Annotated in this window: 17 protein-coding genes; 8 read left to right on the top strand and 9 right to left on the bottom strand. The window is 65.3% G+C overall.

Features of this window, described 5'->3' with window-relative positions; genetic code table 11:
• Positions 1-4: 4 nt before the first annotated feature.
• Entirely contained in the window at positions 5-487 is a 483-nt protein-coding gene (locus WHZ77_RS17295) for a type II toxin-antitoxin system RatA family toxin (RefSeq protein ID WP_375309044.1), read from the top strand.
• Here WHZ77_RS17295 and WHZ77_RS17290 read toward each other — a convergent pair whose 3' ends face one another.
• Genes WHZ77_RS17290 through WHZ77_RS17265 form a run of 6 tightly spaced genes read right to left on the bottom strand, consistent with a single transcriptional unit; the run spans position 488 to position 5627 of the window.
• The gene (locus WHZ77_RS17290) at positions 488-1303 is read right to left on the bottom strand and encodes a c-type cytochrome (protein ID WP_375309043.1); all 816 of its coding nucleotides are present in this window, start codon (positions 1301-1303) and stop codon (positions 488-490) included.
• Positions 1303-2925, bottom strand: coding sequence for a b(o/a)3-type cytochrome-c oxidase subunit 1 (locus tag WHZ77_RS17285; RefSeq protein WP_375309042.1), 1623 nt, complete (start codon positions 2923-2925; stop codon positions 1303-1305). The genes WHZ77_RS17290 and WHZ77_RS17285 overlap by 1 nt, the downstream gene beginning before the upstream one ends.
• The gene (locus WHZ77_RS17280; protein WP_375309041.1) at positions 2912-3475 is read right to left on the bottom strand and encodes a cytochrome C oxidase subunit II; all 564 of its coding nucleotides are present in this window, start codon (positions 3473-3475) and stop codon (positions 2912-2914) included. The genes WHZ77_RS17285 and WHZ77_RS17280 overlap by 14 nt, the downstream gene beginning before the upstream one ends.
• A complete protein-coding gene (locus WHZ77_RS17275; RefSeq protein WP_202633012.1) occupies positions 3472-3648 on the bottom strand; it encodes a hypothetical protein in 177 nt (58 codons plus the stop codon). The genes WHZ77_RS17280 and WHZ77_RS17275 overlap by 4 nt, the downstream gene beginning before the upstream one ends.
• A gap of 19 nt (positions 3649-3667) precedes the next feature.
• Positions 3668-4906, bottom strand: a complete 1239-nt coding sequence (locus WHZ77_RS17270) for a cytochrome c (RefSeq protein WP_375309040.1) — start codon at positions 4904-4906, stop codon at positions 3668-3670.
• A gap of 13 nt (positions 4907-4919) precedes the next feature.
• Entirely contained in the window at positions 4920-5627 is a 708-nt protein-coding gene (locus WHZ77_RS17265; RefSeq protein WP_375309039.1) for a c-type cytochrome, read from the bottom strand.
• Between the two features lie 1088 nt (positions 5628-6715).
• On the opposite strand from WHZ77_RS17265, the gene WHZ77_RS17260 reads away from it, so the two are divergent.
• Together WHZ77_RS17260 and WHZ77_RS17255 are read left to right on the top strand one after the other, a co-directional pair.
• Positions 6716-9064: a TonB-dependent receptor family protein gene (locus WHZ77_RS17260; RefSeq protein WP_375309038.1), complete on the top strand. Its 2349-nt coding sequence runs from the start codon at positions 6716-6718 to the stop codon at positions 9062-9064.
• A gap of 18 nt (positions 9065-9082) precedes the next feature.
• Positions 9083-9901 carry a methyltransferase domain-containing protein gene (locus WHZ77_RS17255; RefSeq protein WP_375309037.1) on the top strand — a complete coding sequence of 273 codons (819 nt, stop codon included), beginning with the start codon at positions 9083-9085 and terminating at the stop codon, positions 9899-9901.
• Positions 9902-9910: 9 nt separating this feature from the next.
• Here WHZ77_RS17255 and WHZ77_RS17250 read toward each other — a convergent pair whose 3' ends face one another.
• Entirely contained in the window at positions 9911-10519 is a 609-nt protein-coding gene (locus tag WHZ77_RS17250) for a CinA family protein (RefSeq protein ID WP_375309036.1), read from the bottom strand.
• A gap of 3 nt (positions 10520-10522) precedes the next feature.
• A complete protein-coding gene (locus WHZ77_RS17245) occupies positions 10523-11704 on the bottom strand; it encodes a bifunctional 2-C-methyl-D-erythritol 4-phosphate cytidylyltransferase/2-C-methyl-D-erythritol 2,4-cyclodiphosphate synthase (RefSeq protein WP_375309035.1) in 1182 nt (393 codons plus the stop codon).
• Between the two features lie 280 nt (positions 11705-11984).
• On the opposite strand from WHZ77_RS17245, the gene dusB reads away from it, so the two are divergent.
• Genes dusB through ntrC form a run of 3 tightly spaced genes read left to right on the top strand, consistent with a single transcriptional unit; the run spans position 11985 to position 15610 of the window.
• Entirely contained in the window at positions 11985-12986 is a 1002-nt protein-coding gene (gene dusB / locus WHZ77_RS17240; RefSeq protein WP_375309034.1) for a tRNA dihydrouridine synthase DusB, read from the top strand.
• Entirely contained in the window at positions 12983-14158 is a 1176-nt protein-coding gene (locus tag WHZ77_RS17235) for a nitrogen regulation protein NR(II) (RefSeq protein WP_375309033.1), read from the top strand. Before dusB ends, WHZ77_RS17235 begins: the two co-directional genes overlap by 4 nt.
• Before the next feature lie 9 nt (positions 14159-14167).
• Positions 14168-15610: a nitrogen regulation protein NR(I) gene (gene ntrC, locus WHZ77_RS17230; protein ID WP_015686181.1), complete on the top strand. Its 1443-nt coding sequence runs from the start codon at positions 14168-14170 to the stop codon at positions 15608-15610.
• 164 nt (positions 15611-15774) lie between these two features.
• Here ntrC and WHZ77_RS17225 read toward each other — a convergent pair whose 3' ends face one another.
• On the bottom strand, positions 15775-16095 hold the full coding sequence (locus tag WHZ77_RS17225) for a histidine kinase (protein ID WP_375309032.1): 321 nt from the start codon (positions 16093-16095) through the stop codon (positions 15775-15777).
• 11 nt (positions 16096-16106) lie between these two features.
• On the opposite strand from WHZ77_RS17225, the gene WHZ77_RS17220 reads away from it, so the two are divergent.
• Positions 16107-18500, top strand: coding sequence for an ATP-binding protein (locus WHZ77_RS17220; protein ID WP_375309031.1), 2394 nt, complete (start codon positions 16107-16109; stop codon positions 18498-18500).
• Between the two features lie 17 nt (positions 18501-18517).
• Positions 18518-19888: a sigma-54-dependent transcriptional regulator gene (locus WHZ77_RS17215; protein ID WP_375309030.1), complete on the top strand. Its 1371-nt coding sequence runs from the start codon at positions 18518-18520 to the stop codon at positions 19886-19888.
• Positions 19889-19989: the final 101 nt, after the last annotated feature.

The raw sequence follows: 19989 nt of genomic DNA, 5'->3' as shown, positions 1-19989 counted from the left end.
CGCCATGCCCAAATTTTCGAGCAAGCGCCGTGTCAATCACAGCGCATCCAAGATGTTTGATCTGGTCGCCGATGTCGAGCGCTATCCGGAATTCGTGCCGCTGTGCAGCGCGCTGAAGGTGCGTCAGCGGATGGCGAAGCCCGATGGCACCGAGGTGCTGGTCGCCGACATGACGGTGTCGTTCAAGCTGGTCAAAGAGTCTTTCACCAGCCGCGTGACGCTCGACCGCGCCAATCTGAAGATCCTGGTCGAATATCTGCAAGGTCCTTTCAGCAACCTCGAAAACCGCTGGACGTTCGAGCCCAAAGGCCAACAGGAGGGTGAGGATGTCTGCGACGTCGGTTTCTTCCTCGCCTATGAGTTCAAGAGCCGCATGCTTGCGATGCTGATGGGCTCGATGTTCGATGCCGCCTTCGCGCGGTTTTCCACAGCGTTCGAGAAGCGGGCGGATGCGATCTACGGCCGGCCGAAGCTGGCGTCGTCCTGATCAATCCACCGCCTTCACGATATCAGGCGGCTGCGAGGCATAGTAGGCCGCGGCCTGGTCGATCTCCTGCGGTGTCATCGATCTCGCGATGTTGCGCATCTGCTGGCTGATGTCGTTGCGGCGCTCGCCGGATGCGAAGGCATGGAGCTGCGCCTTCATGTAGGCTTCGGACTGGCCTTCGAGCCACGGACTGCCGGTCTTGTTGTCGAGGCTGCCATGGCAGGCGCCGCAAGGCGCGATGCCGCGCATTGGCGCGCCGTAAACGACGATGTTGGGTTTCGGCAGTTGCGGCGTCGGGTGATAGGCGGGAAGCCTCGGCAAATAGGCGTAGTAGTTCGAGAGATCGGCGATCTCCTCGTCCGTCAGGTTCACGGCGAACGGTGACATCACGGCATTGCTGCGCGCGCCGGAGCGGAAATCGTGCAGCTCCTTGTAGATCACGGCGGCATACTGGCCGGCGAGATTGGGTGAGTCCGCACGGCTGATGCCGGTCGGGCCGTGGCAGATCGCGCAGCGCTGCGCCTGCGTGGCGCCGCGGCCGATCGCTTCCTGGCTCGGACGCGCCAGCGTATGCGAGGTCAGCACGACCTCGGACAGGCGTTTTGCCTGTTCGGGCGCCTTCACATTCGCCGCGCGCTGCGGCACGCCGGCAGCGCTGCAGATAGCATCCCAGACATTGGCGAACTGTACCCAGGGCTGAGCGAAGGGCAGCACGATGAAGCCGGCAATCGCTGTGACGATCAGGATCGCAGCGGTGATGCCGACACCAATCCGGAAATGGCTGTTGCGGAGGGTGAAGAGGTCGCGCGCGCTCATCACTGCGCTCCCACGTAGACGGCGGGCACCGAGGTGCCTTCACTCAACGCCAGATTCAGGATCGGATAGCCGTAATTGGTGATGGTGAGGGCGATCATCAGCGCCACCCACAATGCGTGCGTGTTGAGCGCGACCGGAACGGTCACTGGCTGATGCAAGGCCAGCGCAAAGCGGTACGGCCCGGCCTCGGTCTGGGGCGCACGCATGCCGCGCGCCAGGATGACGATGAACATGATGCCCGACGCCAGTAAAATAAAGCCGCCGAAAGCAGAGAGGGTGACGGAGAGCGCCTGCGGCGCGATGGCTGGATCGCCGAAGTCGAAATAGGCCATGCGGCGCGGCATGCCCAGAATGCCAACCCAGTGCCACGGAAACGTCGTGACGACCATGCCGACGAACCACAGCCAGAGCTGGGTGCGCATCAGGCGAAGGTCGATCAGCTCGCGGCCAGTCAGATGCGGCCACAGATCATAGGCGATCGCGAAATACATGATCACGATGGCGCCGCCGAAGATCAGGTGGAAATGACCGGTGATCCATTGCGTGTTGTGGATGGACGCGTCGAGCTGATAGCTCATGTTGATGAGGCCGCCGGCGCCGCCGAAGCCGAGCATGACGAACGAGAACGCCAGCGCCAGCATCATCGGGTTGTCCCAGGGCAGGGCCTTGATCCAGCCAAACAGGCCGTGGCCGCCGCGCAGCCGCGCAGCGATCTCGACCGACGCGCAGATAGTGAACACCGTCAGCAGGGTCGGCAGCGCGACCAGCGCGGTGAAGGCCGAATGGATGAACTTGAAGCCGGCGCCGACCATCGGATCGGCAAAGGTGTGGTGCATGCCGATTGGCATCGCCACCACCAGGAACAGAATGAAGGAGATCCGCGCCATGCTGTCGGAATAGACCCGGCCGCCGATCGCGCGCGGCACGATGGTGTAATAGGCGATGTAGGTCGGCATCAGCCAGAAATAGACGATGGCGTGCAGCGTCCAGGAGAAGAAGATGCGCGCAAGACCGGCGTCGATGGTGTTCTTCAGTCCTGCCGCGACGGGAATGATCTGGAGCAGCAGCTCGAGCGCGGCGCCGACCGCGGTCCAGGCCCACAGATAGGAGCCGGCAACATTGGCGAACATCGCCAGCGGTACCGGCGCGCCGGGATGGGCCTTTCGCCAGACGCGCAGATTGATCGACATCAGCGCGACCCAGATCCAGGAGCCGACCACGACCAGCACGACGCCGAGGTAGTAGAAGACGTTGCCGATCAGCGGCGGATAAAACGTGTAGAGCACCGAAGCACGGCCGAGCGCGATCGGGATCACGGCCATGATGCTGCCGGCAACGATCAGCCAGAAACCGGCCCAGGCCCAGCGCACGCCGACCAGGCGCTGCTCCAGCGCGGATTCGCTGATGGCATAGCCAAAGCCCATAGCCACCAGGGTCGGGAACACGTAGCCCATCACCGTACCGTGCGCGGTGAGCGAACGGTAATAGAGCTCGGGATTGGACAGCCAGGTCCCGATCGGGCTGCGAATGAACATCTGCCAGGCGCCGAGCGTCAGCGCGACGCCGAACACAGCAAAGGCAAACCAGAAATGGGAGAGGATGAGCTTCCTATTGACCAACACAGCTCAGCCTCCCGCCGCTCTTCGCGCGATTGGCGAAGTCAGCCTTGTCAATCACCTTGACCTTGCCCCACATGCCCTCATGGCCAAAGGAGCAAAACTCCTGACAGGGCATCAGATAGTCGCCAGTCTTCGTAAAGCGCATCAGCTGCTCGGAGACGTAGCCCGGCACCAGCATGGTGTTGACGTTGGTGCCCTGGATCAGGATGCCGTGCACGACGTCTGCGCTGGTGGCGCGCAGCGTGATCGGCGTATCGGCGGGCACCACGATGCAGGCCGGCGTGAAGGAATATTGCTGGCCGATCGCACGCACCGTGACCGCGCCATTGGCCTCCAGCACGCTGCCGAGATTGCTCTCGACGAACTCGCCGAACAGATGGATTCGCGACGGATCGATGATCTCGACGCGTGGCTGCGGCATGGTCGCGCGATGGATGCCGGCGAATGCCGCCAGCAGCGCCATCATGACGATGATGATCACGGCGATGGTGGCCCAGCGCCGCTCGACGCGGGCGGCGACCTCGGCGCTCGCATGGCTTTGCTCAGTGCTCATTGCAGCGACCCGCGCGGCAGGAAGACGAACAGGTAGAACGCGAGCCACATCGCGACCACGCAGGCCGTGGCGATGCCGGCGAGCACGATCGCGCCGGACGGCCCTTGCGCGACGACCTCCTCGACGGCCTCGTCAGCGGCGGCTGGGCTGGTCGGCGGATCGGAATTGATCATGATGGCTCTCTGGCATCTCTCAGTTCAGCGGCGCGGAGCGCAGCTCGTTGGCGTCGCGTGCCGAGACCGGTGTGCCGCGATTGCCCCAGGCGGTGCGGATGTAGGAGACGACGGCGGCGACCTCGTTGTCGGAGAGGAGGCCCGCGAACGGAGGCATGCCATACGGCATCGGATTGCCCTTGGTGCCCGGCGGATAGCCGCCATTGAGCACCATGCGGATCGGGTTGACCGCCGACTGCATCTCGATCGACTGGTTGTTGGCGAGCGGCGGCCAGTGCGGCGGCTTGCCTTCGCCCTGCGTGCCGTGACAGCTCGCGCAGTTCTTGTCGTAGACGGTCTTGCCGAGGCTGATCAGCAGGCTGCTTTCGGTGGTCGGCAGCGCCGAGCTCGGCGCCGGCGGCGGCGAAGGCTCCGCGATGCCCTTGAGGTACACCGCCATTGCCTTGGTGTCTTCGTCATTGAGATATTGCAGGCTGTTGTGCACGACCTCGGCCATCGGGCCGTAGACAACGCCGCGCATCGAGACGCCGGTCTGGAGCAGATCGGTGATGTCCTTGATGCTCCAGTCGCCGAGACCGGCTTCGCGGTTCGACGTGAGCGAAGGCGCGTACCAGTTCTGCATCGGGATCAGGCCGCCCTTGAAGGCGTCCGATTGCGAGGTGCCGCCGAGCGCATTGATCGGCGAATGGCACATGCCGCAATGGCCGAGGCCTTCGACCAGATAGGCGCCGCGATTCCATTCCGCCGATTTCTTGGGATCCGGCTTGAACTCGCCCTCGCTGAAGAACAGCGTGCGCCAGCCGAGGATGAGCTGGCGATTGTCGTAGGGGAAACGCAGCTCGTGCGGCTTGTTCTTCTGGTTCACCGGCGCGATCGAGCGCAAGTACGCGAAGATCGCGTCGCTGTCGGCGCGCGTAACCTTGGTGTAGGACGCGAACGGCATCGCCGGGTAGATCAATCCTCCGTCAGGGAAACGGCCGCTGTGCATGGTCTTGTAGAAATCATCGGCGCTCCACTTGCCGATCCCGGTTTCCGGATCAGGCGTGATGTTGGAGGTGTAGAGCGTGCCGAACGGGGTCGGCATGGCGCGGCCGCCGGCGAACAGGCGGCCCTCCGGCGCGGTATGGCACGCGGTGCAGTCGCCGGCGCGGGCGAGATATTCACCGCGTGCAATGATGTCGCCGGTCTTTTCCTGCGCCTGCGCGACCGTGGTCAGCGCGGCGAGGGCGAGCAGCGTGATCGAGATTTTGAAGCCCATCACCCGCCTCGCGTCAGTTGGGCTGGCTGCCGCAGCCGAAGGGCAGCGCGTAGGTGCCCTTCGGTACGGGGGCCGGGTTGGCCGGCGCTTGCCGCGTCGCGAGCCAGGCTGCGACGGCGGTGACATCAGCTTCCGTCAGATGGCCGGCGATGAGCTGCATGCAGTCGGGCGATCTCGCGGTGCGCGTGCCGTAGCGCCATGCGCCGAGCTGGGCGCTGACATAAGCGGCGCGCAGGCCGAGCAGGCCGGGGATGCCGGGCTGCATGCCCGTCAGTCCCGGCCCGTGGCAGCTCACGCAGGCCGGAATGTTGCGCCCTGCATCGCCGCTGGTCGCGAGCATCTCGCCCCGTGCGAGGAGGTCCTTGCTGACTTCGCTCGGCGCAGGCTGCGGCAACGGCGGATGCTCGCTGGCAAAATATTCCGCCATCGCCTCCAGATAGGGATCGGGCAGGAACTCGAGGAGATAGTTCATCGGCGGGTATTTGCGCCGGCCGCTGCGGAAGGCGAGCAGCTGGTTGTAGAGATAACCGGCCGGCTTGCCGGCAAGCCGCGGGAAATAGACGTCGCTGGTGCCTTCGCCCTTGTTGCCGTGACAGGGCGTGCAAGCCTCCACCCGCGCTGCCATCGTATCCGGCGGCTGGTTGGCCGTTTGCGCGGCCGCACCATCAAAGGCGGCCAAGGTGATGATCACGGCGGCGAAGGCCGCGGCGCGAGCGAACACTTTTCGTCGCCCTCCAACAATGCTGGTCCGGTTGATTCCGGATCACAACGTATATCAGCATTATTGCGTCAACATATGCTGCGCAAGCTCGGACATCAGTCACGACGTTCGCTCGCGCCATCTGCGTTTGCGATCGCGATCGAATTCGACAGATTTGCGTGCTTTTTGAAAACTGGATATAACGCTGCAGTCTCGCGACAGTTCCTGTCCGAGTTGTTACGTATTCATGACACCCTCCGTTGTCAGAGGGCGCAGGGAAGACCGGATGCCGGCTGACACCCGCGGTCCACTGTGCGAAGGTTGCGCTACAAGAGGCTGCACAGCGGCATACAGGTGAAGCCATAACAACCGGCCTTCCCTGCGCAGTGGTTGGAACGGCGTATGGCGAGCTCTCCCCGGGGAGCGATGCACTATTGCCCCCGTCGCCTTGCGGATGGCTGACGCGCGGGTCCGGTTGGACCACACCCGTCACCACAAGACTTGGCGCACAGACCCCGGGCGCCAGGACGACACGCTTTGGCCGTACGCAAATCGCACCGGTCGTGTGCGCGACGCTTTCGCTCACGGTTTTGCCGCCCTGCGAAGCCCTTCGCGCCGATGCGACTTGCGTCCACCGCCGCCCACCCCACGTTTCGTGACGATCGCGATACGCCCCTCTGACCGGGGTGAGGTGACGTTTGAATACGCCAAAGCCGAATTTCGGTAAAGTGGAATATTTTCGTACGCGCGGATTGACCCGCGACTTGTGTGTTTTGCCCGTCAGGCAACGCAAGCACTTGTAGCCCGGATTACTCTGCGAAGCGCAATCCGGGGTTCGTGCCCGCAGATGCAAAGACGCCGGATTGCGCGGAGCCTTTCATCGGGCGGCGCTTTGCGCCGACTCATTGGCTCCATCCAGGCAACGGAACGGCGATTGGAACGAAACTAATTCCAAGCTGCGCGCTGCTTGTTCCAGCGCAACCAGATTCACGGCACCTGCGGCGAGCTTCGCGCGAGATCGAGGCGGCGCAGAGCGTCGCGCGGATTGCGACCCGCGAGCGGGGGCGACAGGCCGCGGGCAAAGTGGGGCTGGAATGGGAAGTACGATCATGAGGATGCGCGGCACGATACTGCTGTCATGGACTGCGTCTGCCTTGTTGCTGCCGGCGATTGCCGCAGAGTCTTGCCTCGCGCAATCGGCGACACCAGGCACGGCCATCCAGCTCGATCCGGTGGTCGTCAGTGTGCCGAAAAGCGGGACGAAGCCGTCGGTGGCGTCCCGCGAGCGGGTTGCAACGCAACGGCGTGCCGCCAAACCGCAGCCTCGCAACGATGTCGGCCCTGGCGAGACAGCGGGGCGTGCTGCTGCCGCCGCCGCATCGGTGCAGCAGCGCTTCGAGGCGCTCGCGGGAGGCGTGGCACTCGTCAGGCAGGAGGACCTTTCCCCCACCGCCAATCCGACCGTATCGCGCGCCCTGAACGGCGTTCCCGGCGTCGTTGTGCAGGAGTTTTTCGGCGGTAACGACCAGCCGCGCATTCAGATCCGCGGCTCCGGCCTGCAGCAGAACCCGGTCGAGCGCGGGCTGCTGGTGCTCCAGAACGGACTGCCGATCAACCGGGCTGATGGCTCCTACATCGTCGGATTTGCCAATCCGCAACAGGCGGAAGCCATCGAGGTCTATCGCGGGTACATGGCCAACCGCCTCGGAGCGACCGTGCTGGGCGGCGCGCTGAATTTCGTGTCGCCGACGGGATCGTCATCGCCGGGCACGCAAGCGGCGGTTAGCGGCGGCAGCTTCGGGCAGTTCAATGCCAGCACGCAGAGCGGTGGCAGGAAAGGCGATGTGGACGCGCTGGTCCAGGCCGATTTCAGCCGCCGTGACGGCTTTCGCGACTACAATAGCTCCGAGCGCAGCAGCTTCAACGCCAATGTCGGCGCCGTGCTGTCCGAGAACGTCAGCACGCGCTTCTTCATCGGCTATACGGACCTCGGCTTCGACGTGGCGGGACCGCTAACCAAGAGCGCCATGGAGGCCAATCCCCGGCAGGTCTTCGCCGGTCCGACTTTCATCCCGCCGTCGACCTCGATCAATCCGGGTCCGAATGTGGTGCGCGACAAGCCGCGCCGCGAGGCCGACCAGTTCCTGGCGGGCTCGCGGACCACCGCGACATTCGACGCGCATCTGTTCGACGTGGCGCTCGGCTATACCCACACCGACGACATGTTCCGTTTCCCGATCTCGTCAGGCGTCCGGGCCACCCGGGGCGACGATGCGACGGGCGTATTCCGCTACGCGTACAAGCCCGACGGCGCTGCCGCTTTGCCGCTGCTGGAAACGACCGCGCAATATTCCGTGGGATCGGCGGATCGGGAGAACTTCATCAATCAGGCCGGGCAGACCGGCGCCAAGTTCGGCGAAAGCCGGCTCGATGCGGCGACGCTCGCGCTGTACGCCGGCCTCAACTTGCCGGTCTGGGACCGGGTCACCGTGTCGCCGGCGATCGCCTACGGCTATGCCACCCGCGACAACGAAGACACCTATCGGAATGCGACACGGCCGACGATTGCCTATAATCCGGTAAATCCGACCATGTTGTTGCCGAACGGTGCGGTGCCGACGCAGAGCTCGAGCTATGCGCGGAGCTACGCAGCGTGGAGTCCCAGCATCGGCGTGACCTTCCGCCCCGTGCCCGACCAGACCATCTTTGCCGCGGTCAGCCGTAGTTTCGAGCCGCCGTCGCAGGACGACCTTCTCGCAACCGTCAACGGGACCCCGAACAGCAGCGCGGGACGGCCGACGCCAGGCAGTCCGGGCCTCGTCGCGGCGGCCTTCGCGACGCCCGATCTGAAGGCTCAGACCGCCACCACGGTTGAAGGCGGCTGGCGCGGCCGCTCCGGCGTCTTGTCGTGGGACGCGGTCACCTATTATTCCTGGGTCGACAATGAGCTCTTGAGCCTGCGCGACTCCACCGGGGCATTGATGGCGGCGGTCAACGCCGACCGAACCACGCATTTCGGCGTCGAGCTCGGCTTCGGCGTCAGGATCACGGAGCGGCTGACTGGCCGCGTCGCCTACACCTTTCAGGACTTTCGCTTCGAGGACGATCCGGTGCGCGGCAACAACCGGCTGGCCGGCGCTTCGCCGCATCTCTTCAATGCCATCCTGCAATATCGGGCGACGGATGCCTGGAAGCTCGAGGGCGTGGTGCGCTGGAGTCCGGGCGCCATGCCGGTCGACAACATGAACACGCTATTTGCCGATCCGTTCGTCGTCGCCGATCTGCGGTCCGAATACCGGATCAGCGAGCGCTTCTCGGTGTTCGGCGAGATCACCAATCTCTTCAACGCGACCTATGCCGCATCAACCCTGATCGTCGATCAGGCCAGGCCGGATCAGGCCGCGTTCATCCCCGGTGACGGACGCGGATATTACGGCGGCATCCGGGCGCGGTTCTAAGTTGCAAAGGAGAGTCCAATGATGGCGAAACAAGCGATGGCACCGGTTGAACTGCCGGGCAGTGATCTCGACGTGGCGAAGATGCCGGGCCATTGGCTGCTGGCCCGGCTCGGCAAGCGCGTGCTGCGTCCCGGCGGTCTTGGCCTCACGCGTGCGCTGCTGCATGGGCTGGTGATCGGCGCGGAGGACGATGTGGTCGAGTTTGCGCCAGGACTCGGCGTCACCGCCCGCATGATCCTGGATCGGGGCCCGCGACGGTATGTCGGCGTCGAGCGCGATGCGCGCGCGGCGGCGTGGACGATCCGTCAGCTTCCTGCGAGGCGAAATGTCTCGGTCGTCATCGGCGCGGCCGATCAGACGACTCTGCCGGCCGGCTCGGCGTCGGTCGTGATCGGCGAGGCGATGCTGAGCATGCAGACCCAGGAGCAGAAGCGCCGCATCGCGGCGGAAGCGTTCCGGCTGCTTCGCCCTGGGGGGCGCTATGGAATCCACGAACTCGCCGTGATCCCGGACGACATCCCGCCCGATCAAAAGCAGGAGATCGATCGCGCGCTATCCGGGGCCATCCATGTCGGCGCGCGGCCATTGTCCGGGCACGAATGGAGAGCGTTGCTGGAGGGGGCCGGCTTTCACGTCGATGCCGTTGAATTCGCACCGATGCATCTGCTGCGGCCCCGGCGCCTCGTGCAGGACGAGGGCCTGTTCGGCGCATTGAGACTCGCCAGGAACCTGTTGCTCGATCGTGCCGCGCGGCATCGGGTGCTGGCGATGCGCCGGGTGTTCGAGCAGCATCATGCCAATCTGGCTGCGATCCGTGTGATCGCCCGCAAGGCGTAGGCGAGGCGCTCAGCTCCGCGGCGAGCGCGGATTTCTCCGCTTCACTGCGTGCCGGCGCGGCGAGCGTGTCACGCGGGGCCGCAGACGGGTTGCCGCGGCGGCACGGCGTGGCTTGGTTTGGGCCGGGCCGCGGGCGAGGTCCGTCAGCATGCGCAGCGCCTCGACCACCGAGCGCTGGCGCACCGCGCTGCGGCCGATCGCGCCGAAACGATGCTCGCGGTGGACGATGCGGCCATCGCGCGCGGCGACGGCAAAATGCACGAGGCCGACCGGCTTGCCGGGCGTAGCGCCGCCGGGGCCGGCAATGCCCGTGATGGCAACCGCAAGGTCGGTGCCGGCGCGCTCCAGTGCGCCGACCGCCATGGCGGTTGCGGTCTCCTTGCTGACGGCGCCGAAATTGGTCAGCGTGCTCGCTTCGACGCCGAGCATCGCGCGCTTGGCATCGTTGGAATAGGTGACGAAGCCGCGGTCGATCACGTCGGACGAGCCGGGGATGTCGGTCAAGGCGCCGGCGACGAGGCCACCGGTGCAGGACTCGGCGGTCGCGATCGTCAGCTTGCGCATCCGGCACAGGTCGAGCAGCGAGCGGGAGAGGGCGCGTGCGTCGCTGCCGGCCATGACCTAGACGCTCCAGGGGAGGCGGATGGTGGCGCTCGCAGTGGCCGCAATGCCTTCCTCGCGGCCGGTGAAGCCGAGCCGCTCGCTGGTGGTCGCCTTCACCGCGACGCGGGAGATGTCGACGCCGGAGATCTCGGCGATGCGCGCGCGCATGGTGTCGCGGAGCGGGCCGATCTTCGGCCGCTCGCAGATCATCGTCACCTCGAGATTGGCGACGCGGCCGCCGCGCTGCGTGACGCGCTCGATGGCGTATTTCAGGAACTGGTCGGACGAAGCGCCCTTCCATTTCGCATCGCTGGGCGGGAAGTGCGAGCCGATGTCGCCATCGGCCAGCGCGCCGAGAATGGCGTCGACCAGCGCATGCAGGCCTACATCGCCGTCGGAATGGGCGAGAAAGCCCTTGGTGTGCGGCACGCGCACGCCGCAGATCATCAGATGGTCGCCCTCGCCGAAGGCGTGCACGTCGTAGCCCGTGCCGGTCCTGATGTCGCCGAGCAGGCTGGCCAGGCGCGCTTCCTCGCGCACGAAATCCTCGGGGGTGGTGAGCTTCATATTGGCAACATCGCCTTCAAAGGTTGCAACCGTCAATCCCGCCCATTCGGCAATCGCGGCATCGTCGGTGAAATCGCTGCGACCGTCCCTGGCCGCCCGACGATGCGCTTCGAGAATGACATCGAAACGAAAGGATTGCGGCGTCTGCGCGATGCGCAGGCGCGCGCGATCCGGCGTGTCCTCGACATTGCCGTTCGCGCCGGTGACCTTGATGGTGTCGGTGACTGCGACGGCGGGGATCGCCGCACCGGTGCGGCTCGCAGCCTCGATCGCGCGCGAGATCAACCCTTGGGAGACGAAGGGCCGCGCGGCGTCGTGGATCAGGACGATGTCTGGCTTGTGCGTTACGAGCGCTTCGAGACCGGCGAGCACCGAGGCCTGGCGCGTTGCGCCGCCATGGGTCGGCGCCTCGTGCTTCAATCCTGCGACCGCTGCCGTGAACATGGCGCTGTCATCGGGATTCAGCACGGGCTGCACCGCGAACACGTCGGGATGGCGGCTGAACGCTTCCATGGCGCGATAGATCACGGGCACGCCGCCGATCGTCCGATATTGCTTCGGCCCGCCGGCGCCCGCGCGCAGGCCGCGTCCGGCTGCGACGAGAACGACTGCGGTGCGCTCTGATTTCGCCATAGGACTCAAATACTCAGCTGATGATGGAGAGAGTTGGGGTGTGGGTGATGACCGGCATGCCTCTAGCACGGCAGGCACGCAAAAAAAGGGGGTTTCCCCGGATTGTGGGAAACAGCATTTTGCTGCACTGCACTTGAAAGATTTGCAGAACTGTCTAAACTGTAGGCATGACGCTTGACTGCACAAGAATTGTGCGCAAGATAGATCATGGCAGGCGATGAAGCCCTGCCTAGTCAACGAGACCCCTGTGACCGGCTCGGCAATATCCGGCTCTAAGCCGTTGAAAATAGGCGATATCGACGTCGCCACCCCGGTCTTCCTGGCACCCATGTCGGGGGTGACGGACTCACCCGTCCGCAAGCTCGCAGCCGAACTCGGGGCCGGTCTGGTCGTCTCCGAAATGACCGCCAGTGACGAGCTCGCCAACGGCCATCGGATGTCCCGGTTGCGCTGCGAAGCGACCGGAATCGGCTCGCACGTGGTCCAGCTGGCCGGCTGCGAGACGCACTGGATGGCGGAAGGCGCCCGGATCGCCGAAGCCGAAGGCGCCGACATCATCGATATCAACATGGGCTGCCCGGCCCGCCACGTCACCGGCGGCCAGTCCGGCTCGGCCCTGATGCGGGATCTCGACCATGCCGTCAGCCTGGTCGAGGCGACGATCGCGGCGGTGAAGGTGCCGGTGACGCTGAAGATGCGGCTCGGCTGGGACGACCGCAGCCGCAACGCGCCGGAGCTGGCGCGCCGCGCCGAAGCCGCCGGCATCAAGCTCGTCACGGTGCACGGCCGCACCCGCTGCCAGTTCTACAAGGGCGAGGCCGATTGGGACGCGATCCGCGCGGTGCGCGACGCCGTCTCCATTCCGCTCGTCGTCAACGGCGACATCACGTCTTACGAGAAGGCGATCGCGGCGCTCGAGGCCTCCGGCGCCGATGCCGTGATGATCGGCCGCGGCGCCAACGGGCAGCCCTGGCTGCCGGGCCAGATCGGCCGCCGCCTGAAGGGCGGGGCGGCGGAAGCGACGCCGTCGCTGGAAACACAGCTGCATTATGTGCGGACGCTCTACGAGGGGGTCTGCGCACTATACGGCCTGCGGATCGGCCTGCGGCACGCACGCAAACATCTCGGCTGGGCGCTCGACGTCGCCGCCGATGCGAGTGGTGCGCCGGTCGAGAAGCTGAAGGGATGGCGCCAGGCAATCCTCACGTCGGAGGATCCGCGCCGCGTCCACCAGTCACTGCAAGATGCCTTCGACGACTTCGCATGGAGCGCTGCTGCATGAGCTCAGCTGCTGAACATCGTCGGCCGATACCGTCCGACAGCGACGCGATCCTGGATGCCTTGCCCAATCCGGTCCTGCTGATCGGGCCGGACGGCAAGATCGTCGGCGCCAACATCGCCACCGAAGCCTTCTTCGACATCTCGACGCAATTCCTGAAGCGGCAGTCGCTGAAAGAGCTGGTGCCGTTCGGCAGCCCGTTGCTGGCGCTGATCGACCAGGTGCGCTCGTCGAATTCGCCGGTCAACGAATACAAAGTAGATCTTGGCACGCCGCGCATGGGCGGCGACCGCCAGGTCGACCTGCATGTCGCCCCGCTCACCGAGCGCCCAGGCCATATCGTGGTGATGCTGCAGGAGCGCTCCATCGCCGACAAGATGGATCGCCAGCTCACCCATCGCAGCGCCGCCCGCTCGGTGATCGCGCTGGCGGCGATGCTGGCGCACGAGATCAAGAACCCGCTCTCGGGCATCCGCGGCGCGGCGCAGCTGCTGGAGCAGCAGGCCTCGTCCGAGGACCGCATGCTGACGCGGCTGATCTGCGATGAGGCCGACCGCATCGTGACGCTGGTCGACCGCATGGAGGTGTTCGGCGATGAGCGCCCCGTGGTGCGCGGCCCCGTCAACATCCATTCCGTGCTCGATCACGTGAAGCGGCTGGCGCAGTCGGGCTTTGCCCGCAACATCCGCTTCGTCGAGGATTACGATCCCTCGCTGCCGCCGGTGCTGGCGAACCAGGACCAGCTCATCCAGGTGTTCCTCAATCTCGTGAAGAACGCCGCCGAGGCGCTGATCGACGTTCCCGACGGCGAGATCCAGCTCACCACCGCGTTCCGTCCCGGCGTGCGCCTGTCAGTCCCCGGTCAAAAATCCCGTGTATCCCTGCCGCTCGAATTCTGCGTGAGGGACAATGGACCTGGCGTGCCGGACGATCTTCTGCCCAACCTGTTCGATCCCTTCGTGACCACCAAGCAAACCGGCTCCGGCCTGGGTCTTGCACTGGTCGCCAAGATCGTCGGCGATCACGGGGGCATCATCGAATGCGAATCTCAGCCGCGCAAAACCACCTTCCGCGTGCTGATGCCGATGTATTCCACATCGGTGAAACATGCCGATCACAGCAGTCGCGACGACTCTGCCGGGAAGTCGTCGTCTGCATCTCAGGGGGCAAAATGAGGATTAACAATGCCCGCAGGTAGCATTCTCGTAGCTGATGACGATACCGCCATCCGCACGGTTCTCAATCAGGCTCTGTCCCGCGCCGGCTATGAAGTCCGGCTCACCGGCAATGCCGCAACGCTGTGGCGCTGGGTCAGCCAGGGGGAGGGCGATCTGGTCATCACCGACGTGGTGATGCCGGATGAAAACGCCTTCGATCTGCTGCCGCGGATCAAGAAGATGCGGCCGAATCTGCCTGTCATCGTCATGAGCGCGCAAAACACCTTCATGACGGCGATCCGGGCCTCCGAGCGCGGAGCGTACGAATATCTTCCAAAGCCCTTCGATCTGAAGGAGCTGATCGCCATCGTCGGCCGCGCGCTCGCCGAGCCGAAGGAGCGGACCACGACGCCGGACGAAGACGCCGAGATGGAGGCGATCCCGCTGGTCGGCCGCTCGCCGGCGATGCAGGAAATCTACCGCGTGCTCGCGCGGCTGATGCAGACCGATCTCACCGTGATGATCACGGGCGAGTCCGGCACTGGCAAGGAGCTGGTGGCGCGCGCGTTGCACGATTACGGCAAGCGCCGCAACGGCCCGTTCGTCGCCGTCAACATGGCGGCGATCCCGCGCGATCTCATCGAGTCCGAACTGTTCGGCCATGAGCGCGGCGCCTTCACCGGTGCCAACACCCGCGCTTCCGGCCGGTTCGAGCAGGCCGAGGGCGGCACGCTGTTCCTCGACGAGATCGGCGACATGCCGATGGAGGCGCAGACCCGCCTGCTGCGGGTGCTGCAACAGGGCGAATACACCACCGTCGGCGGCCGCACCCCGATCAAGACCGATGTGCGGATCGTCGCGGCCTCCAACAAGGATCTGCGCGTGCTGATCCAGCAGGGTCTGTTCCGCGAAGATCTGTTCTTCCGCCTCAACGTCGTGCCGCTGCGGCTGCCGCCGCTGCGTGAGCGCATCGAGGACCTGCCCGATCTCATCCGCCACTTCTTCACGCTGGCCGAGAAGGACGGCCTGCCGCCGAAGAAGCTCGACGCACTGGCGCTGGAGCGGATGAAGCAGCACCGCTGGCCCGGCAACGTGCGGGAGCTCGAAAACCTCGCGCGACGCCTCGCCGCGCTCTATCCGCAGGACGTGATCACGGCCTCTGTCATCGACGGCGAGCTAGCGCCGCCCTCGGTCAGCCCGGGTGCCGCGGTCCAGCAGGGCGTCGACAATCTCGGCGGCGCCGTGGAGGCCTATCTGTCCTCGCACTTCCAGGGCTTTCCGAACGGCGTGCCGCCGCCGGGCCTCTATCACCGCATTCTGAAGGAGATCGAGGTGCCGCTGCTCACGGCCGCCCTCGCGGCCACCCGCGGCAACCAGATCCGCGCAGCCGACCTGCTCGGCCTCAACCGCAACACGCTGCGGAAGAAGATCCGGGATCTCGATATCCAGGTGTATCGGAGCGGGGGCTAATCTCCCGCGACGGTGGCTCAGCTCCCCCTACCAAAGGTGAGCTGAGCCTGTCCGGATCGCGCTGGCCAGTGTGGCTGACGCGGTGGACAGAAGTCCGAGTCGGGCTGAAATGTTCCGCAGGGACACAGGTTTTGGTCATTGGGCCGCAGGGCGCGATGTCGCGCTCATCTGACAAGGCGGCTTGATGCGGGCTGCGCGGCGACGATGTTTGCCGTCAGCTTGTGCAGGCCGGGCCCGTTAACAAGCAGGCCCGCCGCTGCGATCAGCAGCAGAACCGCAGACACCATCATTGCAAGGAAGAACCTGTCCATGCGGGTCAAGCCGCGGGGGCGGAAAACCGTTCCCGCAGGCAAGCTCTGCCTGGTGACCGGCCTGTGGATGCGCGGGTCCATCGCGGCGGTGGCGCCGCGGAATTGTCGCAATTCGGCAACAATGTGGTATGAATACATCAGTATCCGCCCGCCGCGGACCCCGTTTTTCAGCACCCATTGCCGGAATGACCAGCGCAGACACCTCGGCCGCATCCTTTGACACGGCCCCAGCGGAAGAGCCCCGGCGCTGGTCGGTGCGACGCTGGCTGGCACCGTTTGCCGTGGCGCTGGCGATGCTGTCGGCGATGATGACCTTCGTGGTCCTGACCGGCCTGACGCGGATCGATCCGACGCCCGAGGTGGTTCGCTCGTTCTACCTGCTCAATGCGGGCTCGATCCTGCTGCTGGTCGGGATCATCGTCCGCGAGCTCTGGCAGCTCATCCTGGCACGGCGGCGGGGCCGGGCGGCGGCCCGCCTCCACGTCCAGATCGTCAGCCTGTTCTCGATCGTGGCGGTGCTGCCGGCCGTGCTCGTGGCCGTCGTCGCCAACGTCACCCTCGAGCGCGGCCTCGACCGGCTGTTCTCGGGGCCGACCAAGGAGGTGATCCAGAATTCGCTGACGATCGCGCGGGCCTACATGCAGGACCATGCGCAGCTGATCCGCGGCGACATTCTCGGCATGGCCAACGACATCGCGCACGCCCGGCCGCTCTACGACCAGGATCGCCGCTCGTTTCGCGAGTTGCTGGCGGCCAGCGCCAGCTCCCGCAATTTGCCGGGCGCGATGATCATCGACAAGGACACCAATATCCTGGAATCCGCCGATACCGGCATGCGGCTGGCCTATTCGCCGCCGGCGCCGGACTTCCTCAGCAACGTCAACGAATCCGAGCCCGAGATCGCGGTGCTGCCGGACGCGAGCTTCGTCGCCGCCGTGATCCGCCTGCGCGCCTTCAGTGACACTTTCCTCTATGTCGCCCGTCCGCTCGACCCGAACGTCGTCAACCAGCTGAAGCAGACCGAGGTGAGCGTCGCCGAATACGCCCAGATCGAGTCGCGGCGGCTCGGCATCCAGGTCGCGTTTGCGCTGATGTTCGCGGTGATCGCGCTGACCATTCTGATGGCCTCGGTGCTAATCGGACTGAACTTCGCCAACTCGCTGGTGGCACCGATCCGGCGGCTGATGAACGCGGCCCACACCGTTTCCACCGGCGACCTCAATGTGAAGGTGCCGGTGCACCAGTCGGAGGGCGATCTCGCCCAGCTCGGAGAGACCTTCAACAAGATGACGCAGGAATTGCGCAGCCAGCGCGACGAGCTCGTCAATGCCAGCGACCTCATCGACAGCCGCCGCCGCTTCATCGAAGCGGTGCTGTCGTCCGCCAGCGCCGGCATCATCGGCGTCGACAATTCGGGCAGCGTCGGCATCCTCAATCGCTCCGCCGAGAAACTGATCGGGCACTCCGAAGCGGAGACGCTCGGCCATCCTCTGTCAGACGTGCTGCCCGAGCTCGACGAGATGATGAAGACGGCGCGGGAGGGGACCCAGCGCCTGGTACAGGGCCAGATCACGATCACGCGCGACGGGCAGGAGCGCAACCTCTCGGTCCGTGTCAGCGCCGAGAAGACCAGCCAGCCGCACGACAGCTACATCATCACGCTCGACGACATCACCGAGCTCGTGTCCGCGCAGCGCACTTCGGCCTGGGGCGACGTCGCGCGCCGCATCGCCCACGAGATCAAGAATCCGCTGACGCCGATCCAGCTCTCCGCCGAGCGCATCCGCCGCAAATTCGGCAAGGACATCACCGAGGCCAAGGACAAGCAGATCTTCGAGCAGTGCACCGACACCATCGTGCGGCAGGTCGACGATATCAGGCGCATGGTCGACGAGTTCTCGCGCTTCGCGCGGATGCCGAAGCCGGTGATGGAGGGCGAGGACGTCGCCGATACCGTGCGGCAGGCGGTGTTCCTGATGAAGGTCGCCCATCCCGAGATCGATATCGAAGTCGAGTTCAGGGACGATCCGCTCCGCGCCCAGTTCGACCGGCGGCTGATCTCGCAGGCGGTCACCAACATCGTCAAGAACGCCACCGAGGCGATTGAGCAGGTTCCGCCGGAAGAACTCGGAAAAGGACGTATCGACGTCGTGGTCTCGCGCGAGGGCGAGGACGTGCTGATCGACGTCGTCGACAACGGCATCGGCCTGCCCAAGGTCGCGCGCTCGCGGCTGCTCGAGCCCTATGTGACGACGCGAGCCAAGGGCACCGGCCTTGGGCTTGCGATCGTCGGCCGCGTGCTGGAGGACCATGGCGGCCGCATCGAATTGAAGGATGCCTCCGACTTCCGGGATGGCCAGCGCGGTGCCTGGATGCGGATGCGCTTTGCGATCTCCGGCGCTCCCGCGAAGAGCGAGGGGACCGAGACGGCACCGGTTGCCCGGGAGCAGGCCAAGGATACGCCAAAGCAAGCGGAATCCACCCAGGACGCGGAAACAAAAGCGCCGGCTGTCGAAACCAAGGTGCCGGCTGAAAAGACCAATGATTCAACGAAGATCGAAGCCTCAACAGGCATCTGACCAGACAGGCGCGACCCATGGCTAGTGAAATTCTGATTGTCGATGACGAGGCCGATATTCGGGATCTCGTCGCGGGCATTCTCGAAGACGAGGGGTTCGTGACCCGGACCGCGCGCGACAGCGACACGGCGCTCGCCGAGATCGCCAACCGCAGGCCGCACCTGGTGTTCCTCGACATCTGGCTGCAGGGCTCCAAGCTCGACGGCTTGCAGCTGCTGGAGCAGGTCAAGAAGGACAATGCCGACCTGCCGGTCGTGATGATCTCCGGCCACGGCAACATCGAGACCGCTGTCGCCGCGATCAAGCGCGGCGCCTATGACTTCATCGAGAAGCCGTTCAAGGCCGACCGGCTGATCCTGGTCGCCAACCGCGCGCTGGAGAACTCGCGGCTCAAGCGCGAGGTCAAGGAGCTGAAGCAGCTCGCGCCGAGCGCAAGCTCGCTGGTCGGCCGTTCGCCGAGCATGAACCAGCTGCGCCAGACCATCGACCGCGCGGCCAAGGCCAACAGCCGCATCCTGATCGTCGGTCCTGCCGGCGCCGGCAAGGAGCTGACTGCGCGCACGCTGCATATGGCCTCGGGCCGCGCCGACGGTCCGTTCGTCGTGATCAATGCCGCCGCGATCACGCCAGAGCGTATGGAGCACGAGATGTTCGGCGTCGAGCCGTCCAACGGCGAGCAGGCGCGCAAGCCCGGCGCGCTCGAGGAAGCCCATGGCGGCACGCTGTTCATCGACGAGATCGCGGACATGCCGCGCGAGACCCAGAACAAGATATTGCGCGTGCTGGTCGAGCAGTCGTTCCAGCGCGTCGGCGGCACCGGCAAGGTGCAGGTCGACGTCCGCATCATCTCCTCTACCGCGCGCAATCTCGAAGAGGAGATCGCGGCCGGCCACTTCCGCGAGGATCTCTATCATCGCCTCTCGGTGGTGCCGATCCGCGTGCCCGCCCTGTCGGAGCGGCGCGAGGATATTCCGGAATTGATCGACTACTTCATGGAGCAGATCTCGGCCGGCAGCGGCCTGCCCAAGCGTCAGATCGGGCAGGACGCGATGGCGGTGCTGCAATCGCATGTCTGGCCCGGCAATGTGCGCCAGCTCCGCAACAACGTTGAGAGAGTCATGATTCTGGCCGCGGGCGGACCGGAGGTGATCATCACCGCCGACATGTTGCCGCAGGACGTCGGCTCGATGGTGCCGGCCATGCCGACCAGCAACAATGGCGAGCACATCATGGGACTGCCGCTACGCGAGGCGCGGGAAGTGTTCGAGCGCGACTATCTGATCGCGCAGATCAGCCGCTTTTCCGGCAATATTTCACGCACCGCCGAGTTCGTCGGGATGGAGCGCTCGGCGCTGCACCGGAAATTGAAGGCGCTCGGCGTCGGCTGACGCCGTCGGCACCTTCACATTGGGCGAGGAAAATCATCGATTTCCGTAGTTTTTCGGGGCAATAGGGCCTGGCCTGCCGCGTGAAGCGGCTTGCCTAATAA

The organism is Bradyrhizobium sp. A5 (assembly GCF_042076515.1).
GTDB lineage: Bacteria > Pseudomonadota > Alphaproteobacteria > Rhizobiales > Xanthobacteraceae > Bradyrhizobium > Bradyrhizobium cosmicum.
Note: the sequence above shows the minus strand (reverse complement) of the source record. Positions and strands in the feature narration are given on the sequence as shown.